Source organism: Halomonas sp. H2 (genome assembly GCF_050215315.1).
Classification (GTDB): domain Bacteria; phylum Pseudomonadota; class Gammaproteobacteria; order Pseudomonadales; family Halomonadaceae; genus Vreelandella.
Map to the genome: position 1 here is coordinate 1,080,569 of NZ_CP189760.1, position 16,195 is coordinate 1,096,763.

Annotated in this window: 12 protein-coding genes; 6 read left to right on the top strand and 6 right to left on the bottom strand. The window is 55.5% G+C overall.

Features of this window, described 5'->3' with window-relative positions:
* Window positions 1-201: 201 nt before the first annotated feature.
* Window positions 202-1,233 carry a succinylglutamate desuccinylase/aspartoacylase family protein gene (locus tag ACQE2I_RS04890; RefSeq protein WP_427030342.1) on the top strand — a complete coding sequence of 344 codons (1,032 nt, stop codon included), beginning with the start codon at window positions 202-204 and terminating at the stop codon, window positions 1,231-1,233.
* Between the two features lie 207 nt (window positions 1,234-1,440).
* Window positions 1,441-2,913 carry a catalase gene (locus tag ACQE2I_RS04895; RefSeq protein WP_427030343.1) on the top strand — a complete coding sequence of 491 codons (1,473 nt, stop codon included), beginning with the start codon at window positions 1,441-1,443 and terminating at the stop codon, window positions 2,911-2,913.
* A gap of 49 nt (window positions 2,914-2,962) precedes the next feature.
* On the opposite strand, the gene dusA is transcribed toward ACQE2I_RS04895, so the two are convergent.
* The gene (gene dusA, locus ACQE2I_RS04900) at window positions 2,963-3,976 is read right to left on the bottom strand and encodes a tRNA dihydrouridine(20/20a) synthase DusA (protein WP_427030344.1); all 1,014 of its coding nucleotides are present in this window, start codon (window positions 3,974-3,976) and stop codon (window positions 2,963-2,965) included.
* A gap of 485 nt (window positions 3,977-4,461) precedes the next feature.
* On the opposite strand from dusA, the gene ACQE2I_RS04905 reads away from it, so the two are divergent.
* Window positions 4,462-6,462: a TonB-dependent siderophore receptor gene (locus ACQE2I_RS04905; protein WP_427031384.1), complete on the top strand. Its 2,001-nt coding sequence runs from the start codon at window positions 4,462-4,464 to the stop codon at window positions 6,460-6,462.
* 66 nt (window positions 6,463-6,528) lie between these two features.
* On the opposite strand, the gene ACQE2I_RS04910 is transcribed toward ACQE2I_RS04905, so the two are convergent.
* From ACQE2I_RS04910 to sstT, 5 genes are all read right to left on the bottom strand, one after another.
* A complete protein-coding gene (locus ACQE2I_RS04910) occupies window positions 6,529-6,609 on the bottom strand; it encodes an IS3 family transposase (RefSeq protein WP_427031386.1) in 81 nt (26 codons plus the stop codon).
* 170 nt (window positions 6,610-6,779) lie between these two features.
* Window positions 6,780-7,115: an AzlD domain-containing protein gene (locus ACQE2I_RS04915; protein ID WP_427030345.1), complete on the bottom strand. Its 336-nt coding sequence runs from the start codon at window positions 7,113-7,115 to the stop codon at window positions 6,780-6,782.
* Window positions 7,112-7,825 carry an AzlC family ABC transporter permease gene (locus ACQE2I_RS04920; protein WP_427030346.1) on the bottom strand — a complete coding sequence of 238 codons (714 nt, stop codon included), beginning with the start codon at window positions 7,823-7,825 and terminating at the stop codon, window positions 7,112-7,114. Before ACQE2I_RS04920 ends, ACQE2I_RS04915 begins: the two co-directional genes overlap by 4 nt.
* On the bottom strand, window positions 7,822-8,352 hold the full coding sequence (locus ACQE2I_RS04925; protein ID WP_427030347.1) for a helix-turn-helix domain-containing protein: 531 nt from the start codon (window positions 8,350-8,352) through the stop codon (window positions 7,822-7,824). Before ACQE2I_RS04925 ends, ACQE2I_RS04920 begins: the two co-directional genes overlap by 4 nt.
* Before the next feature lie 181 nt (window positions 8,353-8,533).
* Entirely contained in the window at window positions 8,534-9,757 is a 1,224-nt protein-coding gene (gene sstT, locus ACQE2I_RS04930) for a serine/threonine transporter SstT (RefSeq protein WP_427030348.1), read from the bottom strand.
* A 375-nt stretch (window positions 9,758-10,132) separates the two neighbouring features.
* On the opposite strand from sstT, the gene ACQE2I_RS04935 reads away from it, so the two are divergent.
* The 3 genes from ACQE2I_RS04935 (at window position 10,133) to ACQE2I_RS04945 (ending at window position 16,175) form a co-directional block, all read left to right on the top strand.
* On the top strand, window positions 10,133-11,782 hold the full coding sequence (locus tag ACQE2I_RS04935; RefSeq protein ID WP_427030349.1) for a DASS family sodium-coupled anion symporter: 1,650 nt from the start codon (window positions 10,133-10,135) through the stop codon (window positions 11,780-11,782).
* A 185-nt stretch (window positions 11,783-11,967) separates the two neighbouring features.
* A complete protein-coding gene (locus tag ACQE2I_RS04940; RefSeq protein ID WP_427030350.1) occupies window positions 11,968-13,113 on the top strand; it encodes an exonuclease SbcCD subunit D in 1,146 nt (381 codons plus the stop codon).
* Entirely contained in the window at window positions 13,110-16,175 is a 3,066-nt protein-coding gene (locus ACQE2I_RS04945; protein ID WP_427030351.1) for an AAA family ATPase, read from the top strand. Before ACQE2I_RS04940 ends, ACQE2I_RS04945 begins: the two co-directional genes overlap by 4 nt.
* Window positions 16,176-16,195: the final 20 nt, after the last annotated feature.

Genomic DNA, 16,195 nt, shown 5'->3' on the forward strand with positions numbered 1-16,195 from the left:
ATAATCGACACAGTATGGTCATATTTTAACCTAAGCTGAAGCACATTTACATTCAAAACTGTATGGATAAATGTCCTACCTCATAACGTGGGTTAACAAATTCGTCATTTGGCCACTGAAAGCGTATAAACAGGCAATGAGACTGGCCCACCTCGTACTAATGACGTGAGCATAACGGATTAAAAAAACAGGATATAAAGCATGGCGCGAGCTCCTTTTCAGCTGGGCGAACATACCATTATGCCCGGTCAGCGTTTACAAATTGATGTGCCGGTAGCGCGTTTGTATACCCATACCCCCCTGCATATTCCTGTCGAAGTCGTTCACGGTCGCAAGGATGGCCCGGTGCTGTTGGTCTGTGGTGGCATTCACGGTGATGAAATCAATGGGGTGGAAATTGTCCGTCGGGTGCTGCGCGCGAAAGCGATCAATAGTATCCGCGGCACCTTGATCGCTGTACCGGTGGTGAATGTGTTCGGCTTCTTACAGCAAACGCGCTATTTACCTGATCGGCGTGATCTCAATCGCTGTTTTCCGGGCAGTGGGTCGGGCTCTTTAGGCGGGCGCATCGCAGCGCTATTTCGCGAAAAAATTGTCGATCACGCCACGCACATTATTGACCTGCACACCGGGGCTATTCATCGCACCAACCTGCCGCAAATTCGTGCTCAGCTGCAAACCGGCAGCGAAACGCAGCGTATGGCCGATGCTTTTGGTGCGCCGGTGGTGCTGAATGCGGAACTGCGTGAAGGTAGCCTGCGCCACTACGCCCAGACGCGTGGGATTCCGGTGCTCACCTATGAAGCAGGCGAAGCGCTGCGTTTTGACGAGTGGGCGATTGCCCCAGGGGTGCGCGGCGTGCTGCGGGTGATGCGCCGCTTAGGCATGCTGACCGGCGAGCAGCGCCGCCGCACACCTGCGCCTGCGGAACTGGCCAAAGGGTCAAGCTGGGCGCGCGCGCCTATCGACGGTATTTTGCGCCCCAAGGTGCGCCTGGGTGCCCGCGTTGCCAAAGGCGAAGTGCTGGGCAAAGTCGCTGACCCTTTTGGCAATGACGAGGGCGAAGTGCGCGCCGTTGCCGATGGCATTGTGATTGGTATGAGCCGCTTACCGCTAGCCAACGAAGGCGAAGCGTTGTTCCATATTGCCCGCTTTGATGAAATTGATGAAGCTGAAACAGCCGTGGAAAGCTTTAACTCAAGCTTGGTGCCGCCCCCTGATTCGTTTTATTAATCGTTATTCATAGCTAACAACTATCGCTGTGATAGTTAAGGATTAGCTACTGTAAATGGCAAGTTGGCAGCGGTTTGACTATACCTAGTGGTGGGCTTTGTTAGCGGCTGCAAAAATGATAGGAACTAAAACAAACAGCTAAGCTTTCATCGTACTCGAACGAGTGGCGATCCAGCGCCACGTCTACCGTGACATGGAGGAAAAGCGATGACGAGCGATAAACCTAAGCACACCACAACGGATGCGGGCATAGCAGTCAACAGTGATGAACACTCACTTTCAGTAGGCCCCGATGGGCCGATCGTTCTACATGATCACTACTTGATGGAGCAGATGGCTGCCTTTAACCGGGAAATGATTCCGGATCGTCAGCCCCATGCAAAAGGGAGCGGTGCCTTTGGCCACTTCCAAGTAACTCACGACGTCAGCCGATACACTAAGGCGGATTTTCTCCAGCCGGGTAAAAAAACCGAGATGTTGGCTCGTTTCTCGACGGTGGCCGGTGAGTCGGGTAGCCCAGACACTTGGCGCGACCCCCGTGGCTTCTCGCTGAAGTTCTACACCGAAGAGGGCAACTTCGACATGGTGGGTAATAATACCCCTGTGTTCTTTGTTCGCGATCCGCTCAAATTCCAGCACTTTATCCACTCACAAAAGCGTCGAGCGGATAACGGCTTGCGTGATCACGATATGCAGTGGGACTTCTGGACGCTTTCTCCGCAATCTGCCCACCAAGTCACTTGGCTAATGGGTGATCGTGGTATCCCCGCCACTTGGCGCCACATGAACGGCTATTCAAGCCATACCTATATGTGGGTGAACGCTGAAGGCGAGCGCTTTTGGGTGAAGTACCACTTCAAGACTGATCAGGGCATTAAGTGCATGACCCAGGAACAGGCCGATAAGATGGCGGGGGCGGATGCCGACTACCATCGCCGTGACCTGTTTGACGCCATCAAACGCGGCGATTATCCCACCTGGACACTGCAAGTTCAGATTATGCCGTTCGAAGATGCGAAGACCTACCACATCAACCCCTTCGATTTGACCAAGGTTTGGCCCCACGCCGACTACCCGCTGCAAGAAGTCGGTAAGATGACGTTGGATCGCAACCCCGTCGATTTCCACAGCCAAATCGAACAGGCAGCGTTTCAGCCCAGCAATGCCGTACCGGGCACCGGTTTCTCGCCGGATAAAATGCTGTTGGCGCGGGTGATATCCTACGCTGATGCGCACCGCGCGCGTTTAGGGGTGAACTACCAACATATCCCCGTTAACGCACCCAAGGTCCCGGTTAACAGCTACAGCCAGGGTGGTCAGATGCGTATTGCCCACTCCACCGACCCGGTGTACGCGCCTAATAGCAAAGGGGGCGCTCACGCCAATCCGGAAAGGTACCCGGAAGATGCGACATGGCAGACTGACGGCGAGTTGGTTCGCGCCGCCTACACGCTGCGCCCAGGCGATGGCGACTTCAACCAGGCCAATGACCTGGTCAATAAGGTAATGGATGACGCTGCGCGAGACCGGTTGGTAAACAACATTGTGGGTCACGTTTCCGACGGTGTTGAAGAGCCGGTATTATCGCGGGTATTTGAGTACTGGAAAAACGTCGACCAGACTATCGGCGAACGCGTCGAACAGGGCGTAATGGCGAACCGCCGGGAAAACGGTCAGTAAGCTTACGTTATTAGGAAAACGAACCCGCTACGCTTGCGTAGCGGGTTTTTTATACAACGCACTCGGGTTCGTTCACCAAGCTAAGCGCGTCATCAAATAGGCGCAACCCTGCGCCTTCTTTATGGGCGTGTTCTGACAAATGACGCCGAAAGCGCCTACCGCCAGAGCAACCCTGGAACAAGCCCAGCAGGTGGCGAGTAATGTGATTCAGCTTCGCGCCTTCATCTAAGCGCTGTTGGATATAAGGCCGGAAAGCATTCGCCGCACCTAAGCGGCTTGTCGCAGGACCTTTCTTGCCAAACAGCTGCTCATCAACCTCGGCTAACAGCCACGGGTTTTGATACGCCTCACGACCTACCATCACGCTATCGACATGATTAAGCTGCTCTTGGCACCCGGCGAGTGTTTTGATGCCGCCATTAATACCGATATGCAGTTCAGGGCGGCTTAGCTTTAAGCGATGAACGCGAGGGTAGTTAAGCGGCGGCACATCGCGGTTCTGCTTAGGTGATAAGCCTTGCAGCCACGCCTTACGGGCGTGAACGGTAAATACCTCGCAGCCTGCATCAGCGACGATAGCGATAAAGCGTTCAAGGTCGGCGTCTTCGTCCTGATCATCAATGCCAATGCGGCACTTCACCGTGACCGGAATAGATACTGCGGCCTGCATCGCCTGCACCGCATCGGCCACCTTTTCGGGGTAACCCATCAAGCACGCACCGATCATATTGTTCTGCACGCGATCGCTTGGGCAACCCACATTCAGGTTCACTTCGTCATAACCCCAAGTTTCGGCAATCGCTGCGCACTCAGCCAGCTCACCGGCATTGCTGCCGCCTAACTGCAACGCCAGCGGATGCTCCACTTCGTTATAACCCAAAAAGCGCTCACGGGGTGTCCCGTGCAAAATCGCACCGGTCGTGACCATCTCGGTATACAGTAACGCCCGCTTGGTTAAGATGCGTGCGAACGCTCTGTAGTCTCTTGTGGTCCAATCCATCATGGGCGCTACTGAAAAACGCCTGGCACGATCTGCACTATTTTCTTTAATTAAATTAGCCATTTAGTCATATCTTTGGCTGTGTTTAATACAGCCATATTGCCTCTTAATACTATAATTAACGCACTCGATGTACCAATCAACGCTAGGGGCTGTTGCCTCAAAAATCGGGTACATCTGGAGATCTTCCCTGTGATGGCGTTTTGTATGCGCGCTATTGTACGTAACAAAGGGCAAACAGCACAGAGTAAGGTCGCCTATAGCGTGGGCCAGGTTTGCCTACTTGGCGGTCTCTTTGGCCTATCCGCTGTTCATAAGCTCTAGATGACTGCACCTACCAGAGAGCAAAAACACTCCGTTCCACCCTCCAGCCTTGTTACAACGCGGTTATTGTGATTGTGAATAAAAATTCGTATCATTCGTCTTACTATAACGATATCGATCCTCATACCCGTTGAGACTACCTCATGCTTCGTACTCCTATGCCTTTCCGTGTCGCGCCATTGGCTGAAGCGGTTCGCTGTTCCTTTGTTCTCTCACTGGGTGGCATGCTGGGTGTTGCTCCGCTCACTTTGCTTGCTCAAGAAGAGTCTGTTAACAACGATACTGTGGTCGTGACGGCCACTGCGCTGAAAGTCGATACGCCGCTGGTGGAAACACCACGACCGGTTTCGAGCGTTGACCGTGAAGAATTAGATACCCGCAACGTTCAGCAATTAGATGAAACGTTCCGCTACCGGGCGGGCGTGCTTTCAGGCCACTACGGCAGCGATAACAACACCGACTGGTTCAAAGTACGTGGGTTTGACCAATCAACGTATCAAGATGGTCTGCGCATCTATCGCGAAGGGTTTTATCAGTGGCTACCCGAACCCTATGGTTTGGAGCGGGTTGAGGTATTCAAAGGGCCTTCATCAATTCTTTACGGTGAGGCGCCTCCTGGTGGTTTGATTAACTCTGTTAGTAAGCGGCCTACAGAAACACCTCAAGGTAGCGTGAATTTACAGCTAGGTAACCGCAACCATCGTCAAGTAGGTGTTGATACCAGTGGGCCGCTGGGTGAGTCAGGCGATGTACGCTATCGCTTAGTGGGTATGTACAAAGAGCGCGATGGCGATTTAAACGCTACCGATAACGAGCGCTACTACTTTGCACCGAGTCTGGCGGTGGATTTTAGCGACGACACCACCGTTACCTTTTTAGCCAGTGTGCAGAAAGATGATGGCGTACCTGTCAACGGCTTTAAACTGCCTTACGGCACCGTGCAAAACACGCCCTTTGGGCGCGTGGATCCACAAACCAATTTGAGCGAACCGGGCTACGATCAGGATAAACGCACTCAGTGGGGGCTGGGTTATGAGCTTCAACATAGTATTAATGATACCTGGGCGTTTGAACAAGATTTACGCTATAGCGAGCTAGATTTAGATCTGCGCAGCACGTATGCACTCTCGATGGCCGATGATCGTCGCGCTTCTCGTGGCTTGGTGTACCGTGACGGCTCTATTGATAGCTGGACCGTCGATAATCGCATGGTGGGTACTTGGTACGGTGATCGCACTGAGAACACATTGCTGCTAGGTGTCGATTATCAGAACCTAAGCCTGCGTGGCCAGGAAGGGGATGACTATGCATTCGGTGATCCGATTGACATCTTTGATCCAACCTACGGTAACTACACGCCGATAGCCCAAGAAGATCTGCTAACGCGAGAAATCGATAAAGAGCAGACCGGTTTGTATGCCCAAAATCAGCTACGTATTGATGACCGCTGGGTGCTGCTAGGCGGCGTGCGCTATGATCAGGCGGAAACTGATAATCGTAACCTAACGGCGGGATCGACCCAGCGCTCAGACGATGATCAGGTTTCTTGGTCAGGTGGCGCTATGTATCTGGGCGAGAACGGTGTTAACCCTTACATCAGCTACACCGAGTCGTTTGACCCTGTAGGTCGGGTTGATAGTGAGGGTGATCTTTATGACCCCCGCGAAGGGCGCCAATGGGAAGCCGGTGTTAAGGTCGCTCCTTTTGGTTGGGATGGCTATGTAACAGCGGCAGTGTTTGATCTGCAAGAGAGTAATACGCTGGTGAACTCTCCTGCAGGCTTTCAGGTACAAGAGGGTGAGCGCACTTCTCAAGGTTTTGAGTTGGAAGGCGTGGGCTATGTGACTGATAACCTCAGGCTCACCGCGGCTTACACTTATAACGATTCACGTTTGGAAGATGATCAACGCGCCACGTTAATTCCTCGTCACCAAGCCTCTACATGGTTGGATTACGCCTTTACCGGCGGCGCGCTAAATGGCGTCACCCTTGGTGGTGGCGTGCGTTACATGGGCAGCTCTGTTGATACCAGCGTCGCTGATAATACGAAAGTGGATAGCTACACCCTGGTCGATGCCATGGTGGGCTATGAGTTTGCCGACGGCTGGCAGGCTCAGGTTAACGTCAATAACTTGACCGATAAGGAATACGTAGCCAGTTGTGAATACTGGTGCTATTACGGCGAGTCACGCAGCGTAATTGGCAGCGTTAAATATAGCTGGTAAGGCTATTGCCACCTGCAACGCCCTGCTAGAGAGAACTCACCCTCAATCGTTGAACGGTTAGTTTTCTTAGCTAGTGGCTATGGCCTGATCTCTGTATTGCACGGGGCTCAGGCCTTTTAGTTTCTGCTTGAACCGTCTGGCAGCCAATGTAGGGGTAGATTAACTTAATATCGGGGGAGCTTTTAAGTGCCACGTTTACCGCTATTGCCGTGGGCGAAATTTTCTACGGTATTGAATATTTACCCGTTGGCAAGCGTAAACGGCGCTTTGAAAAGGTAGCGGCTGAGATGTTTGAGACAGGTTGGGCCAAGCGTTACCTACAATAACGCCATGCCTAATTGTACTGCTCCAAACACCGCGACTCCGGCCGCCACTGGCCAGCCCAGTGAGCGTAGTCGCCACCATACTAACAGCGTGACCGATAAGCCGATGGCCGTTGCGATCCATGCAATAGCGCTTGGGTTAATCGGCACAATGGACACCCCCAGGACTGCGGCAATCATCAGTGGGCCCAGAATGCCCAGCCACTGGGGCATGTTATTAAGGCCGGTAGCGCTGTTTAGTCGGCGCTGCATCCATAAAAACGGCACTATCCGCATCAGCAGCGTGCCAATGGCAGAAACCGCTACCGCTAGCCAAAGTTCGGTGTTCATCGCTCACACCTCCTAGTTTGGAATTTCAGCGTATAGAAGCACAGCGCACCGCAAGCAGCCGCGAGGGGGATCGCCACGTTACTCCAGCCGACTAACGTTAAACTGAGTGCCGCTAGAATGGTGCAGCCCATGGCCACAGCCCAGCGCTTATCGGTAAAGCGCGGTGCCACCATGGTCAGAAACAGCGCGGGCAGCGCGAAGGGCATCACTTCACCGAGCAGCGGCCAGCGGGCGGTTAATGTTTCCCCTGCGGTGGCGCCTACCACCGTGCCCACTATCCACACCGCCCAGGCCAGCAGCGATGCACCGACAAACCAACCAAATCGCTCGGGCACGGCCAGTTGGGGCAGCCGGGTTAGCGCCAGGGCAAACACTTGGTCGGTCAGGCCGTGCATTAACCAGGGCCAGTGGCGGCTACGCGGCAACCAAGAGGCTAGATTGGGACCGTAAACCACATGGCGGACGTTAATCAGCAGCGTCATGGCCACCACCAGCCAAAGCGGCGAGCCTGCCGCTACCATGCCAACAAATAGAAACTGCGAGGCGCCGGCGTAAATCAGCGCCGAGATCGCCGCGGCTTCCCACATACCAAAACCCGCTTGAGTCGCCACCACGCCAAACGAGAGCGAGACTGGAATATAGCCGCCAAGCAGTGGAATCGCTTCGCGCACGCCTTTAAGCGTCGAGTGGATGGAAGTGTGCTGGCTCATAGCGTTTGGCCTTCTGCACCGTAGGTGATCGTCATCATCAAAGTGGCCTCCGCTGCTTGGGTACGGTAAAGGTGCGGCTGGTCGGCGGGGAAGGTGACGGTGTTTCCGGGGGTGAGCTGCGTGGTGGCGTCTTCAGGCCCCGCTTCTAGCCAACCGCTAATTAGCGTGAGCGATTCGCGGGTACCCGGCGTATGAGCTTCAGCATGGCGCAATGTATGCGGCGCACAGCGCATCCAGTAGGCGTCCACCTGAGGGGAATCCTTGCCTTGATCAATTAAGCGCACCTGCACACCGTCTTCGCCCAGTGGCACGCTGATGGGCGCTACCAGCGTGCCGAAGGGCACATTGAGCTGCACCGCCAATCGCCAGATGGTATCCAGGGTGGGGTTGCCGTTGCCTTGCTCCAAGCGACACAGGTTAGATTTGGCGATCCCCGCCTCATTGGCTAATTGCGAAAGCGACCAGCCTCGCTCAAGGCGAAGTGTTTGAAGGTGCTGACCCAGCGTGTTGAGTGAGAGTTTATCCATCAGGTTTCCCGCCGTTCTTTATATAGAACGTTCTATATAAAGAACGCTAGCCTGTCAATGATATCGGCTGTTCATAATCTCGACTGTCTACGCTAGTGCAGGAGCGCTAGAGATGATCTTCGATGATACTCAGCGCGCTGGGGAGCGGCTATTACAAGAGGCCACTCCCTAAGGTGAACGGTTAAGCGCGTTCCCTTTCTTGCGCCTGACAGGCTGCGGCGGTGAACAGCACATCGGTAGAAGAGTTAAGTGCGGTTTCGGTGGAGTCTTGCACCACGCTGATCACAAAGCCAATCGCCACCGCCTGCATAGCCACTTCCGTGGGAATGCCGAACAGGTTAGCGGCCATGGGGATCAGCATGAGCGAGCCGCCCGCCACGCCGGAAACACCGCAGGCCGCCAGCGCTGACACCACGCACAACAGCAGCGCCGTGGGAAAATCAACGCTAATACCCAGCGTATGCGTAGTGGCCAGGGTGATGACCGTAATAGTGATGGCAGCGCCGCACATATTAATCGTCGCGCCCAGTGGAATGGAAATCGAGTAGGTATCAGGGTCGAGCTTTAGGTGGCGGCACAGTTCCAGGTTGACCGGGATATTCGCTGCCGAGCTGCGGGTGAAAAAGGCGGTAATCGCGCTGCCGCGCAGGCACGTAAACACCAGCGGATAAGGGTTTTGCCGCGTAGTTAAGTAGACCAGCAGTGGATTACTCACTAGCGCCACAAACAGCATGCAGCCCACAATCACGCCCAGTAATTGGGCATAATTCAGTAGCGCCGCAACGCCAGATTCTGCCAGCGTGCCTGCCACCAAACCAAAGATACCCAGCGGCGCCAAACGAATCACCAGTGTGACAATGCGGGTGACCGCCGCGGATAAGTCGCTTAACGCTTGGCGGGTGGTGTCGCTGGCTTGGCGCAGCGCCAAACCCAGGCCGATGGCCCAGGCCAGGATAGCGATAAAGTTAGCCTCTATCAGCGCGCTAACCGGGTTGGCCACCGCGTTTAACAGCAGATCACGCAGAACGCTAAAAATATCCCCGGGCGGGTTGCCGTCAACTTGGCCTGCATTCAATGAGAGTTCGGTGGGAAATAAAAAGCTGGCCGCCACGGCGATTAACGCAGCGATCAGCGTACCCACTACGTACAGCACTAGCACGGGTCGAATGTGGGTTGGCTGGCCTTTTTGGTGAGCTGAAATCGCTGCCGCCACCAGTACAAACACCAAAATGGGGGCTACCGCTTGTAAGGCAGCGATAAACAACTGGCCAAGCAGCGCCACGTCGCTTGCAATGCCCGGCGCAAACAAGGCGAGCACTACCCCGGCAACGATACCGATTAAAATCTGCGGGATAAGGCCCAGCCGTATAAGTGGCCGGAAAACGGTGCGGGCGGTGGCGATCATTGCGCAACTCTCAGGTAGTAAAAGGTGGTGGCGTGGCGGCGCTTGGCCGCTAACGTGCCTGAAAGGGGCGGTATTCTATCAGCTACGACCTACCTCCGTTACGCTGATTCGTTTAGTCGATGAGATGGCTATATTTGAGGGCTAATTAGGTTGTTCATACGTTTCTGTCATGGTGAGCGTTTGCCAACAATTACAACTAAAGTTGTTAGACTTTAGTTGTAATCGTTGGCAAATCACTGGACTAATTACCTATTGCAGTTAATAAAGGGCGCCAAAGGAGGCTCGGCGTTTTGCTTAGGGTGGCTCCTTTGCCGGGAGTCTAACTTTGTCTTCTTTTTTTTAAAAACCCTGACCAAATAAGTGGCCGCTAACTATATGCATACAACTGCCCTGTCGACGGTGTGGAACCAGCTATGGCACTCCCACTACCAAGCCAAAAACTTATTGATGTGCGCGCTGCCAACGGGTGGGGCTGCTAACGCCGCGGCTTCCAACACCAAGCGCAATCCTTCCCCTCAACCTAAGCCGCCTGCCTACACTACGCCGCAGAAGATTGGCCTGTTGCTTGGCCCGCTGCTGTTCGCTTTTGTGGTGATGTTCTTTCACCCTGAAGACTTAAGCTTTGAAGGGCGCATGGTGCTCGCCACCACTCTGTGGGTGGCCGTATGGTGGATCACCGAAGCTATACCTATTCCCGCGACCTCGTTGCTGCCCATTGTGCTTTTACCGATTACCGGCGCGTTGGATGGCAGTGCCGTCACGGCCGCCTACGGTAACCCGATTATTTTCCTGTTTCTGGGCGGTTTTATGATCGCCCTGGCAATGGAGCGATGGGATCTCCACAAGCGTATTGCGCTGTCGATTATTGCCGTGCTGGGTACCAGTATTAATAGCATCGTCTTAGGTTTTATGACCGCGACCGGCTTTTTGTCGATGTGGGTCTCCAACACCGCGTCGGTCATGATGATGCTGCCGATTGGTACCGCTATCGTCTACCAGGTTAGCCAAGAGCTGGCGAAAAGTGACGGTGACCATAGCGCCGAAATCGATAAGTTCAGCAAAGCGCTGATTTTTGGTATCGGCTACGGCGGTACCATTGGGGGGCTGGGCACGCTAATTGGTACCCCTCCGAATATCATTCTCGCCGCCATCGTGAATGAGCTGTTTGGCATCGAGATCTCCTTTGCCGGTTGGCTCATGTTTGCTTTTCCCATTGTGTGTGTGCTGCTTTTTATCGCCTGGCTGCTACTTACGCGGGTATTTTTCCGCATTAACTTTAGTCACCTACCGGGTGGCCGAAAGCTCATTAACAAAGAAAAAGCGGCGTTGGGTAACACCAGCTTCGAAGAGAAAGCGGTGCTGGCGGTGTTTTTGTTCGCTGCTTTTATGTGGATCACCCGCTCGTTCTTGTGGCAGGGCCAGATCATCAATATCCCTGGTATCAATGACACCATGATCGCGATTGTCGCTGCGCTGATGCTGTTTTTGATTCCCTCCAAAAACAAAGGTGGCTGCCTGCTGGGTTGGGACGTGGCGGCAGACGTACCCTGGGGCATTCTACTGCTGTTCGGGGGTGGTTTGGCGATTGCCGCAGGCTTCGGTTCTTCCGGCCTGGCGGAGTGGATCGGTGGGCAAATGAGCGTGCTGGAAGGCGCCAACTTCTTGCTGGTGATCCTGCTGGCGACCGGCATGGTGCTGTTCTTGACCGAAATCACCTCGAATACCGCCACGGCCACCATGATTCTGCCGGTGTTGGCGTCGCTGGCGCTGGCGCTGGATATCCACCCCTTCGTGCTGATGGTGCCCGCCGCCATGGCCGCCAACTGTGCTTTTATGCTGCCAGTAGGTACCCCGCCCAACGCAATCATCTTCGCCACTGGCAAACTGAAAATTATCGAGATGGTGCGCACCGGCTTCTGGATCAACATCATAGCTATGTTGCTGATTGTGGCGGCGGTTTATTTCCTCTTGCCCATCATGTGGGGGGTTGATCTCACCAGCTACCCTGACGCCTTCCGTCGCTAGAGACTGTTGAGCCTAGAGCTTGTTGAACCTAGAGCTTGTTGAACCTAGAGTTTGTTGAACAAGGACTAGCCCCGCCATTGAGCGGGGCTAGTTGTTGGTCGTTTAGGTAGGTTAGGTGGAGTTTTGTGGGTAGATAGAGTATCGGGTTGTTATCATGCCGCTACACTATTTTTGCTGAGCTTGTTATGCGTCTACTGCACACCGCCGATTGGCACCTGGGACGGCTATTCCACAACCTTTCGTTGCTGGATGATCAGCGCCATGTGCTCGACCAACTTATTGAGATCGTCGACCGGGAAGCGGTTGATGCGGTGTTGATTGCGGGAGATATCTATGACCGCTCGGTGCCCCCTTCGGCGGCGGTAACGCTGCTGGATAAAACACTCCACGCGCTCTGTGAGGAGCGCCAACTGCCGGTGATTATGATCTCTGGCAACCACGATGGTGCCGAACGGCTGCGCTTCGGCGCACGTCACCTGCGCCAGGCCGGGCTGCATATCCTTTCTGATTTAGCCGATTTTGCCACTCCTGTAACGCTGACGATTAAGGGCGTTGAGGTCGATGTGTTCGGCATTGCCTACGCCGACCCTGAGCATGTGCGCAGCCAGTTTAATGTTGAGGTGCGCGATTTTGACGGTGCCCACCGCTATTTGGTGGAGCGCATTAGTGAGCAGCGCCACCCCACACGCCCCTGTGTATTGATGAGCCACTGCTTCGTGGATGGCGGCAGCGCCTCCGATTCTGAACGCCCACTCACCCTGGGCGGTGCCGAAAGCGTCGCCTGGGAACCTATGGAAGGCTTTGATTACGTAGCGCTTGGCCATCTTCACGGCCCGCAGTACCGCGGTGGCGAGCATATTCGCTACAGCGGCTCACTGCTCAAATACAGCTTTTCCGAAGCCAGCCAGCGTAAAAGCGTCACGCTGGTGGATATCGATGCGTCCGGCGTCACCCGGATCGAACAGATCCCGCTAATACCCAGCCGAGAAGTGCGCGTGTTAGAAGGCGAGATTGACGCGCTGATTACCCAGGGGCGCAGTGACTCCAGTGTCGACGACTACCTGCTAGTACGCTTAACCGACCGCCACGCGATACTCGATCCTATGGGTAAGCTGCGTGATGTCTACCCTAACGTGCTGCACCTGGAAAAGCCCGGCATGCTGGAGGCACGTGGCACTCAACAGCTTGACCGCGAGCGGCTACGCTTTGATGCCCTGGATATGTTTAGCGACTTCTTTAATCAAACCAGTGGGGAGGCCATGAGCGAAGAACAAGCAAGCGCCATGGCAGAGTTAATTACTCAGCTGCAGCGCGATGAGGCTCAAGGATGACGCCGTTAACCCTCACCATGCAGGCATTTGGCCCCTTTGCGGGCACTCAAACCATCGACTTTACCGCGCTAGGCAAAAGCCCGCTGTTTTTAATCAATGGCCCCACCGGCGCTGGTAAAAGTTCTATTTTAGACGCCATTTGCTTTGCGCTATATGGCCAAACCACCGGCAATGAACGCGATCCCACGCAGATGCGCTGCGACCAGTCTGATACTTCTCTGCTAACGGAAGTGACGCTCGATTTCCGCCTGCGTGGTGTTGACTACCGAGTTCGCCGCGTACCCCAGCAGGAGCGCCCGAAGGCGCGCGGCGAAGGGACGACCACCCATAACGCTGAAGCCCAGCTATGGCGATTAAAGGCTGATGGCGAGACGGAAACCTGCCTGGTGGCGCGCAAAGTTAACGATGCCACCGCGGAGCTGCAAACCCTGATCGGTCTGGATGCCAACCAGTTTCGCCAGGTGATGGTGCTACCCCAGGGCAAGTTCCGCGAACTGCTGCTGGCAGGCTCCAAAGAGCGCGAAGTAATTTTTTCCCAGCTGTTTCAAACTCAAATTTTTCAGCGTATTGAAGAGCGCCTGCGTACCCAGGCCAATCAAATCGAGCGGGCGGTGAATGACCATCGTCAGCATATTAGCGGCATTCTCGCCGGTGGCGAGCTTGCAAGCGAAGCCGCACTGGGTGACGAGTTAACGGCGCTGACACCGCAAGTCGGGGAAGCACGGCAACGCTTTGACAGCGCCCAGCAGCAGCGTCGTGACGCCGAAAAACAGCGCGATGACGCGCAGGCGCTACAGCGTCAATTTGCGGCCCGTGACGCTTTGGCGGCGGATAAGGTTCGCCATCTTGAACAGCATGGGCAAATTGAGAGCATTCAGCAGCGCATCGCGCAAAGTAATCAAGCCCAGGCGCTGCGACCGCAGAGCACTGCTTTCGCCCAAGCGCAGCAGGTGCTCACCACCGCCCAAGTCGAGCAGTGCCAAGCGGAAACCGCGTTAATTGCCCAGCGCGCTGACGCTGAAAAAGCACGCCACGCTTATGAGAAAGCCCGCGAGCGTCAGGTGGAGCTTCCAGCGCTTCGCGAGCGGCATCGCCAGTTGGCTGAGTTTATCCATAAGGGGCAGCAGTTAAGCGAGCTGCAAGCGCGTTTTCAAACGGCGCAATCCTCCTGGCAACAAGCCGATGGTGCCCTCAAGCACGATGAGGCACAGCTAGACACCATCCGCCAGCAGGGCGAAGCGATAGGCGTGGCTCTCGAACGCTTCCAGGTAGAGCTGCAGCATCTGGCCAGCGCCCCCGCCGAGCTTAGTCGCCATGAGAGCCTGCTGGTTCAGCGTACAGAGTTGGATGATCTTAGCCGCCAGGGGCGTGAGCTAACCTCTCATCAGCAGCAGGCAACGGCAGCGCTCAACCGCCAGCAAAGCGACGTGGCGCAAGCAGAGCGCCATGCGATTGAGCAGGAGATGCACTGGCACCATGGGCAGGCCGCTCTATTAGCGCTAAGCCTTGAAGTTAATGCCCCGTGCCCGGTATGCGGTAGCACTGACCACCCAGCGCCAGCGGTTAGCCGTGCCGACGTGGTTACCCAGGCGCAGGTTGAGCAAGCCCGCTCACTCCAGGATCAGGCCCGCCAAACGCTACAAGCAGCAGAGCGGCAGCACCAGCAGCTAACACAGCAGCTTAGCTACAACGCAGAGCAGGTTCAGCGGCTTAATCAACAGTTGGGCGAGTGGGCCAGCCAACCGTTAATGGCGCTACAGAACGCTTGCGATGAGTGGCGTCGCCAGGTCGCGCAGCGGGAGAACGTTGAGCGAGAGATTCGCCAACAAACCGACGCCCGTGATGGGCTGCGCCGCGAGTGGGGCGTGCTAGATAAACAGCTCAAAGCCCAGCGACCCGCGGTTGAAAAGGCCAAAGAAGATACGTTGCGCTGGGAGAGCCAGCGCGACCAGTTAAGCCAATCGCTGCCGGAAGAGGCTCGCGATCCAGAGGCGATGCAGCGAACGCTTACTGAGTTGGAGCGCCAGATTGAGCAGTTCGAAAAAGCCTGGGAGGGTGCCCAGCAGTCGCTGTCAAACAGCCAAACCCAGCAGGCGCGAGGGGAAGAGCAGTTACGTGGCGCCAGTGAGCGGGTCGCGCGCAGCGAGCAGGCGCTTAATCAGGCCCAAACAGAGTGGCAAGCAGCGCTGCAGCAAAGTCCTTTTGAGGACGACGCGGCATTTCAGGCGGCCCAGTTAGAGGATGCCCAGCGGCAGGCGCTTACCCAACAGGTGGAAGCCTATCAACGCCGCCTGGCTGAACTGGAAGGAGCGCTGCAGAATTACCAAACTCAGCTTGCCGAGCAAACGCCGCCGGATCTGCCGACGCTCACCGCGCTTACCGCGGCCGCCCAAGCAGAAGAAAATGCCCAGTTAGAGGCGTGGCGAACGCTTGACGGAAGACTAACCACGCTCAAAGGCATTCACCAAAAGCTGGCCGCGGCCCACACCGCTCAGGCTGAACTGGAGGCCCAGTACCAGCTGTGGGGCACGCTCAGCGAGGTGGCCAATGGCCGCACCGGGCATCGTATCAGTTTGCAGCGCTTTGTATTGGGAGTGCTGCTGGATGACGTGCTGATTCAAGCCTCCGAACGGCTGGTGCGTATGAGCCGCGGGCGTTATCAACTGGTGCGCCGGGAAGATCCTTCAAAGGGCAACAAAGCGTCAGGCCTGGAGCTTGATGTAGCCGATACCTATACCGGTAAGAACCGCTCGGTGGCGACGCTTTCCGGGGGCGAATCGTTTATGGCGGCGTTGGCGTTGGCGCTGGGGCTTTCAGATGTGGTGCAGGCGTACGCTGGCGGTATTCAACTGGATACGCTATTTATTGATGAGGGTTTTGGCAGCCTGGATCAGGATGCGCTGGATCAAGCGATTGCCATGCTCAGCGAGCTGCAAATGGGCGGCCGTATGATCGGGGTGATCTCCCATGTCAGTGAACTCAAAGAGCAAATGCCACTCCGTTTAGAGGTGCGCGCCAGCCGCCAAGGCAGCGCGGTGGAAGTTAAGGGCGCACTTCTTTAATGCCTAGAGTTGCGTTAGTT